Source organism: Saccharopolyspora karakumensis (genome assembly GCF_004349225.1).
In the GTDB taxonomy this organism is placed as follows: Bacteria; Actinomycetota; Actinomycetes; order Mycobacteriales; family Pseudonocardiaceae; genus Saccharopolyspora; species Saccharopolyspora endophytica.
Genome location: NZ_SMLA01000015.1, coordinates 55,850 through 72,803, shown reverse-complemented (window position 1 = coordinate 72,803; position 16,954 = coordinate 55,850). Strand labels below are relative to the sequence as shown.

13 protein-coding genes are annotated in these 16,954 nt (G+C 70.9%); 6 read left to right on the top strand and 7 right to left on the bottom strand.

The features are described 5' to 3' along the window. Positions 1–169: 169 nt before the first annotated feature. From E1202_RS13075 to E1202_RS13050, 5 genes are all read right to left on the bottom strand, one after another. A complete protein-coding gene (locus tag E1202_RS13075) occupies positions 170–2,167 on the bottom strand; it encodes a beta-N-acetylhexosaminidase family protein (RefSeq protein WP_235878208.1) in 1,998 nt (665 codons plus the stop codon). Positions 2,168–2,308: 141 nt separating this feature from the next. After that, positions 2,309–3,943, bottom strand: coding sequence for a chaperonin GroEL (gene groL, locus E1202_RS13070; protein WP_132623251.1), 1,635 nt, complete (start codon positions 3,941–3,943; stop codon positions 2,309–2,311). 231 nt (positions 3,944–4,174) lie between these two features. Further along, the gene (locus tag E1202_RS13060; protein WP_132683295.1) at positions 4,175–5,371 is read right to left on the bottom strand and encodes a serine/threonine-protein kinase; all 1,197 of its coding nucleotides are present in this window, start codon (positions 5,369–5,371) and stop codon (positions 4,175–4,177) included. 117 nt (positions 5,372–5,488) lie between these two features. Next, positions 5,489–5,692: a cold-shock protein gene (locus E1202_RS13055; protein WP_132623257.1), complete on the bottom strand. Its 204-nt coding sequence runs from the start codon at positions 5,690–5,692 to the stop codon at positions 5,489–5,491. A gap of 316 nt (positions 5,693–6,008) precedes the next feature. Next, on the bottom strand, positions 6,009–6,692 hold the full coding sequence (locus E1202_RS13050) for a TIGR00266 family protein (RefSeq protein ID WP_132676650.1): 684 nt from the start codon (positions 6,690–6,692) through the stop codon (positions 6,009–6,011). A 195-nt stretch (positions 6,693–6,887) separates the two neighbouring features. Here E1202_RS13050 and moeA point away from each other — a divergent pair, with 195 nt between their 5' ends. The 5 genes from moeA to E1202_RS13025 all read left to right on the top strand — a co-directional run bounded on the left by moeA (position 6,888) and on the right by E1202_RS13025 (position 14,880). Continuing rightward, a complete protein-coding gene (gene moeA, locus E1202_RS13045) occupies positions 6,888–8,132 on the top strand; it encodes a molybdopterin molybdotransferase MoeA (RefSeq protein ID WP_132683293.1) in 1,245 nt (414 codons plus the stop codon). A gap of 99 nt (positions 8,133–8,231) precedes the next feature. After that, positions 8,232–10,190: a M48 family metallopeptidase gene (locus tag E1202_RS13040; protein WP_132683291.1), complete on the top strand. Its 1,959-nt coding sequence runs from the start codon at positions 8,232–8,234 to the stop codon at positions 10,188–10,190. Between the two features lie 702 nt (positions 10,191–10,892). After that, positions 10,893–11,606: a phosphatidylserine decarboxylase gene (locus E1202_RS13035; RefSeq protein ID WP_132683289.1), complete on the top strand. Its 714-nt coding sequence runs from the start codon at positions 10,893–10,895 to the stop codon at positions 11,604–11,606. Beyond that, on the top strand, positions 11,603–12,535 hold the full coding sequence (gene pssA / locus E1202_RS13030) for a CDP-diacylglycerol--serine O-phosphatidyltransferase (protein ID WP_132676642.1): 933 nt from the start codon (positions 11,603–11,605) through the stop codon (positions 12,533–12,535). Before E1202_RS13035 ends, pssA begins: the two co-directional genes overlap by 4 nt. Before the next feature lie 134 nt (positions 12,536–12,669). Continuing rightward, positions 12,670–14,880 carry an AAA family ATPase gene (locus E1202_RS13025; protein ID WP_132683287.1) on the top strand — a complete coding sequence of 737 codons (2,211 nt, stop codon included), beginning with the start codon at positions 12,670–12,672 and terminating at the stop codon, positions 14,878–14,880. 187 nt (positions 14,881–15,067) lie between these two features. On the opposite strand, the gene E1202_RS13020 is transcribed toward E1202_RS13025, so the two are convergent. Further along, positions 15,068–15,727 (bottom strand): LytR C-terminal domain-containing protein, encoded by a 660-nt coding sequence (locus tag E1202_RS13020; RefSeq protein WP_132683285.1) that lies wholly within the window; start codon positions 15,725–15,727, stop codon positions 15,068–15,070. Then, entirely contained in the window at positions 15,727–16,035 is a 309-nt protein-coding gene (locus E1202_RS13015; protein ID WP_235878223.1) for a DUF3263 domain-containing protein, read from the bottom strand. Before E1202_RS13015 ends, E1202_RS13020 begins: the two co-directional genes overlap by 1 nt. A gap of 292 nt (positions 16,036–16,327) precedes the next feature. Here E1202_RS13015 and E1202_RS13010 point away from each other — a divergent pair, with 292 nt between their 5' ends. Continuing rightward, positions 16,328–16,900, top strand: a complete 573-nt coding sequence (locus tag E1202_RS13010; protein WP_132683282.1) for a peptide deformylase — start codon at positions 16,328–16,330, stop codon at positions 16,898–16,900. Positions 16,901–16,954: the final 54 nt, after the last annotated feature.

Genomic DNA, 16,954 nt, shown 5'->3' with positions numbered 1-16,954 from the left:
GCCACTCCTGATGTACGCCAATACACGGCGTCGCGGCGCACTCGCCACGAAACCGCTGAAGAACCTGCGGCGGTGCGAGCTGAGTCCCACACCTGAAACAGCGGCTCCGCCTCATTCGTGAACAGCCCTTCGTCCGAACCGACCGGGTTGATCGCGGACGGGTCGGCACCTACCGCAGGCCGGGGGCCTCGGCCAGGAACGTGTCCAGGACTCCGTCGGCGACCAGGACCTGACCCGCCGGGCGGACCTCCGCAGTCGTGGAGCGGATGCGCTTGGCCGCGTCCACCGCCCAGCGCGCCTCGTCGAAGCGCGCGTTGGCCAGCGCCTCGTCGCCGGAAGCCCGGGCGTGCAGTCCGTCGGCCGTCGCGAGCAGGGCCTGACCCCACTGGTCGGTCGCGGTCAGCCAGTGATCGGTGTCGGTGACGAAGTCCCTCGGCGCCCCCGCGCGAATCCGCTCCGGGGCGTTGGCGACGAGCTCCGCGTAGGCCCGCAGGTCGCGCACCGCCGCGCGGCGGTCGCCACCCGCCCACGCCGCGCGGAACGCGTCGAGACGCCGGGACAGCTCCGGAGCGGGCGGCAGCCAGGCCGAACCGTTGGCGACCGGCGCCATGTGCTCCAGGTCGAAGAACGCCAGCAGCGCTTCCACCGTCGCCGGATCCGCCTGCACGCCGGGGGAATCACCGGCGAGCCGCTTGCCCGCCAGGTATTCGGCGGCGGCCCGCCAGGCCCGCTGCGGGTCGAAGTCCTCGTCGTTCCAGGCGAAATCGGCCGCACCGATCTCCACGACCTTGCTCGCCGCCGCCTGGTTCATCGGGTTGACCACGTCACCGGCCAGCTGATCGCTGAGCCCGCGCTCGCGCTTGTCGTAGGAGCCGAGCATGATCCGGCCGCGCGAGCCGTTGAAGTCGTTGACCGGGTAGTTGTCCCACAGGAAAACCTTGCGACCCCACACGGTTTCGGCCTGCTTGGCGTCGGAAACGGTGATCTGGCGCGGGATCACGCCGTCACCGGTCCACATCACCAGCACCCTCGGGTCCAGCGCTTCGCGGATCGCCGTCTTGTACTCCGAGTCCTCGACATCGGAGTACTCGGTCGGCACGAACTGCAGCGGCGCCACCCCGGGGTGGGTGTCGACGAACTCGCGCTGGACCTTGTTGAGCAGGTCGGCCTGCGCCCGCCCGGCCGAGCCCTCCGAGGGACGGCCGTAGGCGCGCTCGTCACCCGCGCAGTTCCAGCGCGTGTAGGAGATGTCGTCCAGCGGCAGCGAGAAGTCGCGGATGCCCTCGTCGTACATGGCCTGCAACTTCGCCTGCAGCGCCTGGAAATCGCGCGGATCGCTGTAGCAGATGGAGTTGCCGGGCGAGAGCGCGAAGGTGAACTTCACGTGGTGCGCACCGGCCTGCCGGATCAGCTCGCGGACCTCCCCGAGCTCCTGCGCCGGGTAGGGCTCGCGCCACTTCTCGCGGTGGTACGGGTCGTCCTTGGGCGCGTAGATGTAGGTGTTGAGCTTGACGTCGCCGTAGAACGCCAGCTGGTCCATCCGCTCCTGGTGCGTCCACGGCGGACCGTAGAAGCCCTCGATCGCACCGCGCAGCGGCATCGCCGGCCGGTCCAGGACGGTCACGCCCGCGATGCGGCCGGGCGAGATGAGCTGCCGCAGCGTCTGCACGCCGTAGTAGGCCCCGGCGGGGTCGGAGGCGCCGATGAACACCTCGAACTCGGTGTCCGGGCGCACCGCGAGCACGTACGCCTCCTCGTCCATCGGAACCGGGGCGTTCATACCCGTCTCCTGCAGGCCCTTGACCACGGTCGGCGAGGTGCGCTCGCCGATCCGCACCCGCAGCGAGGCATCCGAGGCGGGAGCGCCGGGTTCGCGGATCGCGACCTCATCGGCCCCGGCGAGTTCGAGCACCTGCTTGGCGAGGTCCTTGGTCTGCTGGTCGACCAGCGGGTCCACCACGACCTCGACCTTGCCGCGGACCGCGACGTCGTCGCCGAGCCTGTCGATCAGCTCCGGCTGCGGCACCACCGAGGGCACGCCCTCACCGGGCAGCGCGTCGGAGCTCTGCGGGGCCGGCTGCTCCGGTGGAGGCGCGGTGTTGGTGCACCCGGCCAAGGCCATGATCCCGGCCACGCACACCGCGAACGACCTGGACAAACCGCGCATCGAGCTCCCCATCCAATCCACCGGCGACGACCCCAGTTCAACACACCGGGAGATGACCCGACCGGGTCACCTGCCCGGTTGAGGCAAAGCAGGAGGGCCGCCCCCCCGACGGGGACGGCCCTCCTCAGCTCGGGGCTGGACTCAGAAGCCCATGCCACCCATGCCACCGGTCGGGTCGGCGGCGGCAGCCGCGTCCCCGCCCTTCTCCGGCTTGTCCGCGACCACGGCTTCGGTGGTCAGGAACAGCGCGGCGATCGACGCGGCGTTCTGCAGCGCCGAGCGGGTGACCTTGGCCGGGTCGATGACGCCGGCCTGCACCAGGTCCTCGTACTCGCCGGTCGCGGCGTTGAGGCCGTGGCCGGAGGTGAGGTTCTTGACCTTCTCCGCGACGACGCCACCCTCGAGACCGGCGTTGACCGCGATCTGCTTGAGCGGAGCCTCGACGGCCAGCTTGACGCTGTTGGCACCGGTCGCCTCGTCGCCCTCGAGCTTGAGGCCGTCGAAAGCGGTCTGCGCGGCCTGCAGCAGAGCCACGCCACCACCGGCGACGATGCCCTCCTCGACCGCGGCCTTGGCGTTGCGGACCGCGTCCTCGATGCGGTGCTTGCGCTCCTTGAGCTCGACCTCGGTCGCCGCACCGGCCTTGATGACCGCAACACCGCCGGCCAGCTTGGCCAGGCGCTCCTGCAGCTTCTCGCGGTCGTAGTCGGAGTCCGAGCGCTCGATCTCGGCGCGGATCTCGTTGACCCGGCCGGCGATCTGCTCGTCGTCGCCGGCACCCTCGACGATGGTGGTCTCGTCCTTGGTCACCACGACCTTGCGGGCCTGGCCCAGCAGGCTCAGGTCAGCGGTGTCCAGCTTGAGGCCGACCTCTTCGCTGATGACCTGACCACCGGTGAGGATGGCCATGTCCTGCAGCATCGCCTTGCGGCGGTCGCCGAAGCCCGGGGCCTTGACGGCGACGGACTTGAAGGTGCCGCGGATCTTGTTGACCACCAGGGTCGACAGGGCTTCGCCCTCGACGTCCTCGGCGATGATCAGCAGCGGCTTGTTGGCCTGCATGACCTTCTCCAGCAGCGGGAGGAGGTCCTTGACGTTGGAGATCTTGCTGCTCAGCAGCAGGATGTACGGGTCGTCGAGGACGGCCTCCATGCGCTCCGTGTCAGTCACGAAGTACATCGAGATGAGGCCCTTGTCGAAGCGCATGCCCTCGGTGAGCTCGAGTTCGAGCCCGAAGGTGTTGCTCTCCTCGACGGTGATGACGCCTTCCTTGCCGACCTTGTCCATCGCCTCGGCGATGAGCTCGCCGATCTGGCGGTCGCCGGCGGAGATCGCGGCGGTCGCGGCGATCTGGTCCTTGGTCTCGATTTCCTTGGCGTTCTTGAGCAGCTGCTCGGCGATCGCCTCGGTGGCCTTCTCGATGCCCTTCTTCAGAGCGATCGGGGAGGCGCCGGCCGCGACGTTGCGCAGACCCTCGCGAACCAGGGCCTGGGCGAGCACGGTGGCGGTGGTGGTGCCGTCACCCGCGACGTCGTCGGTCTTCTTCGCGACCTCCTTGACCAGTTCGGCCCCGATCTTCTCCCACGGGTCCTCGAGCTCGATCTCCTTGGCGATCGAGACGCCGTCGTTGGTGATGGTCGGCGCGCCCCACTTCTTCTCGAGCACGACATTCCGGCCCTTGGGGCCGAGCGTCACCTTGACGGCGTCGGCGAGGGTGTTCATGCCGCGCTCAAGACCGCGGCGGGCGTCCTCGTCGAACGCGATCATCTTGGCCATTGCGGTGTGGTCCTCCACCTGTCTGGACGCCGACGGTGCACACTGGGGCGTGCACGACGGCAGGACTCTGCTCGGCCAGGCTCGGTGCCCGCGACGGACGATCGCGCGACGACGCCGTCATGTGGCGCCGCCGGAACGACCTCACCGTCCCGACCTGGCACTCAACCTTGATGAGTGCCAGTACCGTGTTTAGCACTCACCGGTGGCGAGTGCAAGCGACCTGCCTCGGTCTCACCCTCCGGCGGTCGGCACCGACGTGGGCAGCTCGGCCGTCGACGGCGTGCTCCCGGAGCTCGAACCGCTCCCGGACGTGGCCATCGCCACGAACAGCAGCACGATCACCAGCAGCGCGACGCCCACCAGCACCGGCACGATCCACTTCGCCGCACCGCCCGACGAGGTCTTGGTGAACGACGAGGACCCGGCGGGCATCGGCGGGCGCAGCCGCACCGGCTGTTGCTGGTAGCCGGGGTACGACTGCTGCGGGTACGGCCCGGCCTGCTGGGGAATCTGCTGCGGGAACGGCTGGGACGCGGGGTTCGCGGGCTGCGGCACCGGCTGCTGCGCGACGCGCGGCGGCGCCGGCGCCTCCCCGGCGGCCGGGCCGAGCGCGGCGCGGGCCGCGGCGATCAGGTCCTGGCAGCTCGCGTAGCGCTGGTCGCCGCGCTTGGACATGCCCCGGCGCAGCACCTCGTCGATCGGCGGCGGCAGCAGCACCAGCGATCCGGGCGTGGGCGGCTCGGCACCCAGGTGCCCCTGGATGACCTCCTGGACCGAGCCCGGGAACGGCGGACGCCCGGTCAGGCAGGCGAAGAGCATGCAGGCCAGCGCGTACTGGTCGGTGCGGCCGTCGACCGGCTCGCCGCGCAAGTGCTCGGGGGCGGCGTAGGTCGGCGAGCCCAGGAAGTCCCCGGAGGACGTGCGGTGGCCGGTCGCGCCGCGCCGGGTCAGCCCGAAGTCGGCGAGGTAGACGTGCTCGTGCGAGGACTCGCGCGAGGTGACCAGCACGTTGGCCGGCTTGAGGTCGAGGTGCACCAGACCGCGCTCGTGCAGCATGTCCAGCGCTTCGGCGATCTGCCCGAGCAGCTCCAGGCTGCGCTTCGGCGAGATCGGCCCGTCGGAGATCAGCCCCGCCAGATCGGTGCCCTCGACCAGCCGCATCGCGATGAACAGCATGCCGTCGACCTCGCCGAAGTCGTACAGCGGCACGATGTTCGCGTGGTCGATCGCCGAGGTGTTGCGGGCTTCGTCGACGAAGCGCTCGCGGAACTCCGCGTCGCCGGTGATGTGCTCCCCCATCACCTTCAACGCGACCTTGCGGCCGAGCCGGACGTCGGTGGCGCGGTACATCACGCTCATCCCACCGCGACCGAGCACGCCGTCGATCTTGTAGTGGCCGAGCCTACGACCGGTCAAATCTTCCGACACGTCCCGAAGCCTAACCGGCTGATCACCTGCGGGTGCAGGTTTCGCGGGATGACGCGCTGCGGCCCGGTCCCCCGCCAGGAGAACCGGGCCGCACGACGACCTGGTGCGAAGTTCTCTTCAGACCTTGCGAACGCCGTCGGCTTGAGTTCGGCCATCGCGGCCGGCTTTCACCTCGAATTCGACCCGATCCCCTTCAGAAAGGGTGCGGAAACCAGACATGTCGATTGCGGAGTAATGGACGAACACATCGGATCCACCGTCCGTCGCGATGAATCCGTAGCCCTTCTCCGAGTTGAACCATTTGACCGTGCCGACCGCCACGGCGTCCTCCTCAAGAAATGTGATGCACGACGCTAGCGCCGCTGGAGCATCGGCCACACTACTCCGGAAAATCGGGCTCGTCGCGGGTCCGGCAATACGACTTTTCCGTTAAACGCTGGGCCGAACGGGTGGCCGCTCCGGACACGTTCCGTCATCAACGGGTGCTAATTCCCCCGACTGCCGCAATCGCTTTCAAACCCCGATCAAAACCGGCGACGAATGCGCCGGACGAGAAACCCGCTCGCGATCACGACCGCGGCGACTGGGTCAGACCAATTGTGTCCGGCGCAATGCGCGATCGTTTCCACCGAGCGAATCAGGAACGCGGTCCGAGACCATTCGCGCGCAACCAGCCGACCAGTCCGCGCGGGTTGCGGGTCTGGGTCAGCACCTGTCCCGGCCCGGCGAAGTCGAAGACCAGGCCCTCGCCGCTCTTGAGCGACTGCGCCACGCCCTGGTTCATCTGCCGCAGCTGGCTCTGCACCGTGTCGGCGTAGGCGACGACGTGACCGGTGTCGATCGTGATGTACTCGCCGGGCTGCAGGGTGACCACGTCCAGCGCGCCGTAGCAGGCCACCACCGCCGAGCCGTGCCCGCTGAGCCGGGTGAGGAACCCGCCCTCGCCGCCGAAGAGGTTCTGGAAGCCGCCCCACTGGGTCTCGACCTGCACCGTGCTCGCCGAGGCCAGCCAGCAGCCCTTCGTCACGCACCAGCCGACCCGGCCGTCGAGCTCCAGCACGTTGAGATCACCGGGCAGCGTCGGCGCCACGTCGACCCAGCCGCCCTGCTGCGGCGCGGTGTAGGTGGAGACGTAGAACGACTCCCCTCCCAGCGCGGATCGGGCCAGCGACTTGAAGAAACCGCCCTGCGCGCGCGACTCGACGGTCACCCCGTAGCTGGTGGCCAGCATCGAACCGGACTCCACCCGCACCGGTTCCCCCGGTGCCAGCATCAACCGGGCGACCCCGTACGACGGCGTGTGACGAGTACGGACCTGCACAGCACAACCCCCTTCAGGGCCCCACCGGTCGGCGCGGGCACGGCGATTCTATGTAGGTGGCACCGAGACCGGGGATCTCCGCGCCACCACGCGGAGAACCGGCGCTGGAGGGCACGGGCGTCGGGCGAACCGGGCATTGTGCCATCGCACCGCGGAGCGACCAATCCCACGCCGATGGCGACACGACGGGTGCTCATGACAGATGATGCGTGCGTGTCGTCCAACAACCCCGCCCACGAGCTGACGTCGGTCGCCGATCACCGGGCGAAGGTCGCTTCGCTGCTGACCCGCACGCCGGTCGAGACCCGTCCGCTGCAGAACTGCCTCGGCCTCGCGCTGGCCGAGGACCTGGTCGCCCCGATCTCGCTGCCGCCGTTCAGCAACTCCGCGATGGACGGCTACGCGGTCCGCTCGGTCGATCTGACCGAGGCGACGCAGGACGAGCCGGTGAAACTGCCGGTCTCCGAGGACGTCCCGGCCGGCCGCGTGGACGTGCCGCCGCTGCAGCCCGGCACCGCGCACCGGATCATGACCGGCGCGCAGCTGCCCCCGGGCGCCGACGCGGTGATCCCGGTGGAGCGCACCGACGCGGGCACCGAGACGGTGGCGCTGTTCGGTTCCGTGCAGCCGGGCGCCCACGTGCGCCGCGCGGGCGAGGACGTCGCCGCGGGAACCACCGTGCTCACCGCGGGCACCCGGCTGGGCGCCGCGCAGCTGGGCGTGGCCGCCGCCGTCGGCATCGCCGAGCTGCCCGTGCACCGGCCGGTGCGGGTGCTGGTGCTCTCGACCGGCTCCGAACTGGTCGCGCCCGGGGAAGAGCTGCAGCTCGGGCAGATCTACGAGTCCAACGGGCTGATGCTCGCCGCCGCCGTGCAGGAGGCCGGTGGTGAGCCGACGATGCTGCGCTTCGTGCCCGACGACGTCGACGCCTTCCACGAGGTCCTGCAGGCACACCTGGACTCCGCCGACCTGCTGATCACCTCGGGAGGCGTCAGCGCCGGGGCGTACGAGGTGGTCAAGGACGCCCTGGCGGGCAACGGCGTGGAGTTCACCAAGGTCGCGATGCAGCCGGGGATGCCGCAGGGCTGCGGCCGCTACCGGGACGCGTTCGCGGTCGTCACGCTGCCCGGCAACCCGGTGAGCTCGATGGTCTCGTTCGAGGTCTTCGTGCGCCCGGCGATGCTGGCCGCGGCCGGGCACGCCACGACCACGCGGCAGCGGCGGCAGGCCGTGCTGGCCGAGTCGCTGGTCGCTCCCTCGCGCAGGCGGCAGTTCCGGCGCGGGGTGTTCGACCCGGCATCGGGCGAGGTCAGCCTGCAGGGAGCTCCGGGTTCACACCTGCTGGGTAGCCTCGCGAGGGCGAACTGCCTGCTGGCGATCCCGGAGGACGTGACCGAAATGCCCGCTGGGTCCACTGTGGACGTGGTGTTGCTGGACTAGATCAAGTCGATATCGCTTGTCCCACCATCGTTGACGGTTCGACTTCCGGTCGCGAAGACTGCGAGTCCGACCTTCCACTTCCCCTCCGGAGTTTTGCACGTGCGTGGCCCCTGGCGCGCCGCCTTGGCGCTGGCGTTGCACATCGGTTTCTTCGTCGTGTCCCTCGGCCTGGTCGCCGGCCTGCTGATGATGGCGGGCATGACCTTCCGCCGCGACACCGTCGGAGGGTTGAAGGTCGCCATCGCCGCCGTCGTCGTCGGCGCGATCTTCGTCATCGGCCTGCGGGCGGTGCTGCGCAACCGGGTCCGCCCGCGCGGCGTGCCCGTGGACCGGGTCTCCCAACCCAACCTGTGGCGCACGATCGACCAGCTCGTCGACGCCACCGACTCCCCGCTGCCCGACGAGATCCGCATCACCTCCGAGCCGGGTGTGGCCATCCGCGAGAACACCGCGCTGCTCGGACTGCGCACCCGCACCCGGTACCTGGAGATCGGGTTGCCGATGCTGGCGGCGCTGACCACCTCCGAACTGGGTGCGTCGCTGGCGCACGCGGTCGGTCGCCTCACCGGCCGCAGCAAGCTGACGGTGACCGCTCATCGGGTGCTGGCCAGCGTCCAGCGCACCGTCGACGGGCTCACCACCGGCCCGGTGAAGTGGCTGTTCGTCGGGTACGCGCGGTTGTTCACCGCCATCGCGGTCACCACCACCAAGGAGCTCGTGCTCGCCGGGGACGCCGCCGCGGTGCGCGTCGCGGGCAAGCGGACCGCCGTGATGGCGCTGCGCAAGTCCGTCGCGGTCGAGATCGGCTGGCGCGAGTACGCCGACGCGTACCTGAGCATGGCCGCCGGCATCGGCCACGCACCCGACGTGCTGCTGGGCTTCCGCAGCTTCATGGACCACCCGGCGCGCAAGCCCGCGCTGGCCGAGCGCGCCAAGCAGACCATCGCCGAGGAGCGCGGCGAGCTGCCGGTGCGCGCCAGGGTCGAGCTGATGAAGCGCCTCAAGGCCGCCGACAAGGAGGCCGACGAACGCCCGGCGTTCGCGATCCTGCGCAAGCCGCGCCACGCCGTTCCCGAGCTGGAGGACCGGCTGCTGGTCGACTCGCTCGGGCCCCGGATGCAGTGGCCGGAGGTCGTCCGGCAGGCCGGAGCGGCGCAGGCCGCCGAGAAGGCCGCGCAGCTCAGCGCGGCCGCCCACCAGTGCGGGCTGGGCGCGGACCCGACGATCCAGGGCATCCTCGCCGCCATCCACCGCGGCCACGGCCGCGACCTCATCAACCCCGTGCTCAACCCGGGCCTGCACCCGTCGATGATCGACCAGACCGCCGAGGACACGCTCACCGAACTCCTCGGATGCACCGTCATCGACGCGCTGATCTGCGCCCGCCGCGCCCACCACGAGCTGGACTGGGGCGGCCCGCCCGCGGTGCGGCTGGCCAACGGGCGTCCGCTGGACCCCGACCGCCTGGTCCGCCCCGCCGTCGCCGACCCGCGGCTCATCCCCGGGCTGCACCGGGTGCTGGTCGACCTGGGCGTCCCGCTGCACCACACCCGCGAGCCGGCCGAGGAGCCGGAACCCTCGCTGGCCGGGATCGTCAGCCCGGTGCAGTGCTCCGGCGAGGCCTACGACCTGCTGGTCAGCGACCGCGGCCTGCTGCTGCTGCCCAGCGACGCCAGCGCCGCGAAGCGGCTGCTCGCGGGCACCCTGGCCCGGCTCAGGGAGGCGGAGCAGGAGCAGCTCAGCGAGCTGGCCTCGCAGCCGGTCAACGAGCTGCTGGAGCGCTCCGGAGCGCAGTGGGTGGACAGCCGCGACGTGGCCAGCGCCCGCCTGCACCAGGAGAAGGCCGGCTGGTCGCTGGAGATGGACCTCTACCTCGACGAGTACGCGATGTCGACGCTCGACGAGGTGCGCGTGGCCCCGGGCAACGACGACGGCGTGTCCGTGCTGACCCTGCACAGCACCGCCGACGGCGTCGAGCACGGAGATCCGTACCACGGGCTGGACGAGCTGATGGGAGCCCGCATGGAGCTGGACGAGCCCGCCCTGCCCCTGGAATGACCGCCACCCTGACGTGGAGGCCCCAGGCGTCTTGTTGACGCGGAGTTACTGAATGCGTTCCCAACGTCCTCCGTTAGCGGCTACGGAGATGCTGTGAACTCAATTACACTAGAAACCGCGTCACGAAACGTTGATCACCTCCGTCTCCTTCGTGTCCGCAACGGCACCCTCGCTTGCCGGGTGTCGCGGACCGCGAAAAGAGGGCCGTGCGCCGTCGGGGGGCGCACGGACCCGAAATCAAAGAGGCCGTTCGGCACCTACGGGGAGGCGCCGAACGGCCTCTTTGTTCTCTTGTAGGGGTTCTGGTCCTTACTGCTTGGCGGTGCGGGTGGGGGAACCTGAGCGGCTCCGTGGACTCCGCGCGCCACTCCTGATGTATGGCCAATGCACGGCGGCGTCGCGGCGTGCTCGCCACGAAGCCGCTCAGAACCCCGGCGGTGCCGACTGCGAGGGTGGTGGAGGAGAAAGCGGCTTCGCCGCTTGCCCGACGGTTGGGATGCTTCACCCGTACGTGTGACCCTTGGTCGGGCGGGCGGTAGCATTCCGTTTGAGATACGTGCAGGTCATGTGGGTTGTTCTTGATCGACTGCGCCCCCTGGCGACGGTGGGAACGAGGCGTCCGCGATGCTGTACGTCTGCGGCGCAGGCAGGACTACCGCGCCGCGCTGACATGACCTCCGACGCAGGGGCGCGACTACCTCGATGAGCAGCACCCAAGAGAGCCCGCTGGCGCACCTGATCGCGCTGGCCAAGGACACCGTTCCGCCGATGCACCCGGCAGGCAGGCCGTTCGTCATCGGCGCCGCCGTCGCCACGCTGGTGCTCCGCCGCATCTGGCGCCCGCTGGGCGTGATCGGCGCCGTGCTCACCGCCTGGTGCGCGTGGTTCTTCCGGGAGCCCGCCCGCACCACCCCGGCCCGCGAGGGCCTGGCCGTGGCCGCCGCAGACGGCGCCGTCGCGCACGTCGAGAGCGCCGTCCCGCCGGCCGAGCTCGGCTTCGGCGAGACGCCGATGATCCGCATCAGCACCTTCCTGACCATCTTCGACGTGCACGTCCAGCGCGTCCCGGTCAGCGGCGAGATCGACAAGATCGTCTACCGGCCGGGCAAGTTCCTCTCCGCCGACCTGGACAAGGCCAGCGAGGACAACGAGCGCAACTCGATGGCCATCCGCACCCCGGACGGCACCCGCGTCGCCGTCGTGCAGATCGCCGGGCTCGTCGCCCGCCGCATCGTCTGCGAGGTCGCCGAGGGCGATACCGCGACCGCGGGCAACACCTACGGCCTCATCCGGTTCGGCTCCCGCGTGGACCTCTACGTCCCCGCCGACAGCAAGGTCCTGGTCGAGCCCGGCCAGCGCACCATCGGCGGCGAGACCCCGCTCGCCGAACTGCCCAGGGGGAAGCGCGACCGATGAGCATGCGGACCACCCCCGGCGTCCGGCTGCTGCCCAATGCGATCACCGTGCTGGCCATGTGCGCGGGCCTGTCCGCGATCCAGTTCGCCCTCAACGGGCAGCTGACCTTCGCGATCGGGTCCGTCGCCGTCGCCGCGGTGCTCGACGGCCTCGACGGCCGGATCGCCCGGCTGCTCGACGCCACCTCCAAGATGGGCGCCGAGCTGGACTCGCTGGCCGACGCGATGTCCTTCGGCGTGGCCCCGGCGTTGACGCTCTACGCCTGGCACATGCAGGACAACCGGGCCGGTTGGGTGGTGTCGCTGATCTTCGCGGTCTGCATGGTGCTGCGGCTCGCCCGGTTCAACACGCTGCTCGACGACGCCGAGCAGCCGCCGTTCACCAAGGAGTTCTTCGTCGGCGTGCCCGCCCCCGCGGCCGGGCTGCTGGCGCTGCTGCCGCTCGCCCTGACCGCGCACTTCGGCTACCCGGGCTGGTGGGCCAACCAGAGCGTGGTCATGGTGTGGATGGTGCTGATCGCCGCGCTGGCCGTGAGCCGGGTGCCCACGCTGTCGCTGAAGACGGTGAAGGTCCCGCCGAAGTTCGTGGCCCCGCTGCTGGTGGGCGTCGCGCTGCTGGCCGCTCTGGTCGTGGTGTTCCCGCTGATCTCGCTGGCCGTCGCGATGGTGCTGTACCTGCTGCACGTGCCCTACGCGGTCTACCGCTACCAGTGGCTCTCGCGGCACCCGGAGGCGTGGGACGCCGCTCCCCGGGAGCGCCGGGCGATCCGCCGCAACACCCAGCGCCGGCTGGGCATCCGCCCTCCGCTGCGCCGCAGCGTGGCCGGTGCCGCGCGTCGCGTGCGACTCCCCCGCCGCCCCACCGGACCCGGGCACCCGCGGCGCAGCTGGCGCCGCCTCGAACTCCGCCGCAACCGCGACGACTACTGAGCCACGCCGCGGTTCCGGTCCGAACCGCCCAGGCGACGAGAACATCGATCACGGGCGGTTCGGACCAGAACCGCCCCTCGCCCCACCACCGCTGACCCCGTCGTCTTCCGCTGCGAGCGGCTAGGGTCGGTGGGGTGGCTTCGATCAGCTTGACCGCCCGCGTCTCCACGTCCGCCCGCGACACCCGGCGCGGGGTCGTGCGGCTGCACCCCGAGGTGCTGGACGCCCTGGACCTGCGACCGTGGAGCGCGGTGCGCCTCACCGGCGCGCGCGAGACCGTCGCCCTTGCCGCCGCCGCGGAGAGCACCTCACCCACCGGGTTCCTGCTGCTCGACGACGTCGCGCTGCTCAACCTCGGGGTCACCGAGGGCTCGTCCGTGGCCGTCGCACCGGCGCAGGTGGAGGTCGCCAAGCGGGTCTCGATCACCGGGTCGCGGATGGCGCGAGCGACCGTCTCGCCCGAGACCGCCCGGCTGGCGCTGACCGGCAAGGTCTTCTCCCTCGGTGACGCGGTGTCGCTGCTGCCGCAGGACCTCTCCCCGTCCTCCTCGTCCCGCGCAGGTGAGGTGCGGCGCCAGATGTCCGCCGCCATCGGCCTGACCTGGACCAACGAGCTGATCACCGTCGCCGCGACCGAGCCCGCCGGAGCCGTGGCCGTCCAATCGTCCACAGTGGTCGAGTGGATCGACGGCGCGAAGTCCGAGAACAACTCCGCCGCAACCGAGTCCCCAGCGCAGTCCCCGGCACCCGAGCCCGCCGATGAGCCGCACGCCCCCGTGCCGGTGACCGACCTGGTGGGTTCGCGCGACACCGCGCGCCGCCTGACCGAATGGCTCCGGCTGGCCTTCGACCAGCCCGAGCTGCTGCGCAGGCTCGGCGCCGAACCCCGGCTGGGCGCGCTCATCAGCGGCCCGCCCGGAGTCGGCAAGGCCACGCTGGTGCGCGCCGTGTGCGCTGAGATCGGCGCGGAGCTCGTCGAGGTCGCCGCCCCGACCATCGCCGCCCTGGAGGCGCGCACCGCCGCCACCCGGCTGCGGGACGCCGTCGACCGCGCCACCGCCGCCTCCGGCGACGGGGTCCTGCTGCTCACCGACGTCGAAGCGCTGCTGCCGGAGTCCGACCCGCCGCCGCTGGCCACCGTCGCCCTGGAGACGATCCGCGACGCCATCGGCCGCGACGAGCTGGCCGTGATCGTCACCAGCTCGAACCCGCAGTCGGTCGATCCGCGGCTGCGCGAACCGGGCCTGGTCGACCGCGAGCTCACCATCGGACTGCCCGACGACACCACCCGCGCCGACCTGCTCGGCGTGCTGCTGCGCGGCGCCCCGCTCGACGAGGACATCCGGTTCGCCGAAATCGCCGAGCGCACACCGGGCTTCGTCGCCGCCGACCTGCTGGCGCTGGGCCGGGAAGCCGCGCTGGGCGCCGCGCTGCGGCACCGAGACGACCCCGCCGACCCGCGAATCCGCCGCCAGGACCTGCTGGACGCCCTGACCTCGGTGCGGCCGATCTCGATGTCCACATCGGACAACCTGCAGACCGGCGGGCTCACCTTCGACGACGTCGGCGACATGACCGAGGTCAAGCAGGCCCTCACCGAGACGGTGCTGTGGCCGCTGCAGTACCCGGACTCCTTCACGCGCCTGGGAGTCGAGCCTCCGCGCGGTGTTTTGCTCTACGGCCCGCCCGGCTGCGGCAAGACCTACCTCGTGCGGGCGCTGGCGGGCAGCGGCCGGCTCAACGTGCTCACCGTCAAGGGCGCCGAGCTGATGGACAAGTGGGTCGGCGAGTCCGAGCGCGCCGTCCGCGAGCTGTTCCTGCGCGCCCGGGGCGCCTCGCCCGCGCTGGTCTTCCTCGACGAGGTGGACGCGCTGGCGCCGCGACGCGGCCAGTCCTCGGACTCAGGCGTGTCGGACCGGGTGGTCGCGTCCCTGCTCACCGAGCTCGACGGCGTGGAACCGATGCGCGACGTCGTGGTGCTGGCCGCCACGAACCGCCCGGAGCTCATCGACCCGGCGCTGCTGCGCCCCGGCCGCCTGGAACGCCTCGTCTACGTCCCGCCGCCGGACGCCGAGGCCCGCCAGGCCATCCTCACCGCGGCGGCGAAGAACACCCCGCTGTCCGACGACGTCGACCTCGCGGAGCTGGCCGGAACCCTCGACGGCTACTCGGCCGCCGACTGCACGGCCCTGGTCCGCGAGGCAGCGCTCACGGCCATGCGGGAATCCATCACCGCGGCCGAGGTCACCGCCACTCACCTCGCCACCGCCCGCGAGGCGGTCCGCCCGTCCCTGGACCAGGCCCAGCTCGACACCCTCGCCGCCTACGCCGAGAACCACCGCTGACGGGTCGGCGACCGCCAAGCGGCGGAGCCGCTTCCTCCTCGCCCCACCCGGGCAACCGGCACCGCCGCCGCGGGTTCTGACACGTCCTCTGGCGAGTACGCCGCGACGCCGTGCATCGGCGTGCATCAGGAGTGGCGCACGGAGTCCAGGCGGCGTGTCAGGTTCCGCCACGCCACACGACCGAAGATCACTTTCCTGTTGAAGGACCCTTGTAGTCGTTGGTGATGATGGCGATCAGGCCCGGCGTGGCGTCCTGTATCCCGTCGAAGCGGGCGTCGGCGCGGGCGCCGATGCGGGCGGCGAGCTCCTTGGCCTGGCGCTCCTCGTCGGTGCCGGGGCGGAAGTAGACCGTGGTGGTCGGGATCTTGCCCTTGGCGTAGTTGCCGACCTCGGGCACGTCGTACCCGGCCTTGCGCAGGTCTTCGGCGGCGCGGTGCGCCAGCCCGGAGATCGTCGAGTTGTTGTAGACCCGCACGATGATCTGCTCGCTGCCCTCCCCGGACCCGACCGGCACGTCCTGCCCGGAACCCGGCGCCTGGGCGTTGCCCGAACCCGGCTTCTCGGTGACCGGCGGCTGAGCCACCGGGGGCTGGACCACCGGCGGCTGCGCGGCCGGAGGCTGGGCCGGCGGCGGCTGCACCGGCGGAACGACCGGGGACGGCGCGGGTTTCGGCGACGGCTGCACCTGCGAGGTGGGCTCCTGCAGCAGCGGCTGGGCGGTGTCCGAGGACTCGCCGGACATCAGGGTCACGGTCCCGAACACGGCCGCGAGCACGCCGACTCCGATCAGACCCATGCCGATCAGCTTGGCCCCGCCGGGCCCGCCGGACGGTTCCCCAACACTCATCAGTGCAACTCGATTCCCAGTCGTTGAGCGGCCCTCGCGCGCTGTCGTGCCGCCCGTGCCTTGCGCAGTCTCTTGATCAGCATAGGGTCCGCGCTGAACGCGGCGGGGGAATCCAGCAGCGTGTTGAGCAGTTGGTAGTACCGCGACGCGGACATGTCGAACAGTTCCCGGATCGCGATGTCCTTCTTGCCCGAGCGCTTCCACCACTGCGCTTCGAAGGCGAGGATGCCCAGCTCCCGATCGGTCAGACCCCGGTCCGCGGGGCCCGGTTCGGGCTCGTCCGGCGGCGGTTCGACGATCCGCTCGATGGGCTGGGTGATCGGCTCGGCGAGGGTGAGCCTCCGACGCTCCGGCGCCTGCGGACGCCCGTGCATGCGCGCGAGTTGTTCGCACTGACGGGCGATCTCCTGCGCGGTCAGCATCTGAGCGGCGTCCATCCGGCTCCTCGCCTCGCGATTCGGTCGCGGAGAATCACACGGCTGTCATTCCCGGTGCCCAATTGAACCATGCCGTGATCCGGACGGTGAGCCGATCACACCCCTGTTTCTCGCGCAAGAGCGCACCCGGCCGGGCCGCCTGGGGAACCGATAGAGTCCGCGCATGGCTGTTCACCCCATCCGCGTCTACGGCGACCCCGTGCTGCACAACCCGACTCGACGGGTGGAGCGCTTCGACGACGAGCTGCGCGCTCTCGTCGAGGACATGTTCGAGACGATGGCCGCCGCGAACGGCGTGGGCCTGGCAGCCAACCAGATCGGCGTCGACCTGCGGTTGTTCGTCTACGACTGCCCGGACGACGAGGGCGTGCAGCACCGCGGTTCGGTGATCAACCCCGAGCTGACGACCTCGGAGATCCCGGAGACCATGCCCGATCCGGACGACGACTGGGAGGGCTGCCTGTCGGTCCCCGGCGAGTCGTACCCGACCGGCCGGGCGAGCTGGGCGAAGGTCACCGGGTCCGATGTGGACGGAAAGCCGGTGGAGGTCGAGGGAACCGGGTTCTTCGCGCGCTGCCTGCAGCACGAGACCGACCACCTCGACGGCTACGTCTACCTGGACCGGCTCACCGGCAGGCACGCCCGCGCGGCCAAGAAGATGATCAAGCGCAACGAGTGGGGAGTGCCCGGCCTGAGCTGGGACCCGGCCGAGATGGGCGACCCGTTCGCCGAGTGAGCCGGGTGCGGCCGGACGGATGAACCTGTTGTCATCGACCGCCGCATGCCCGTA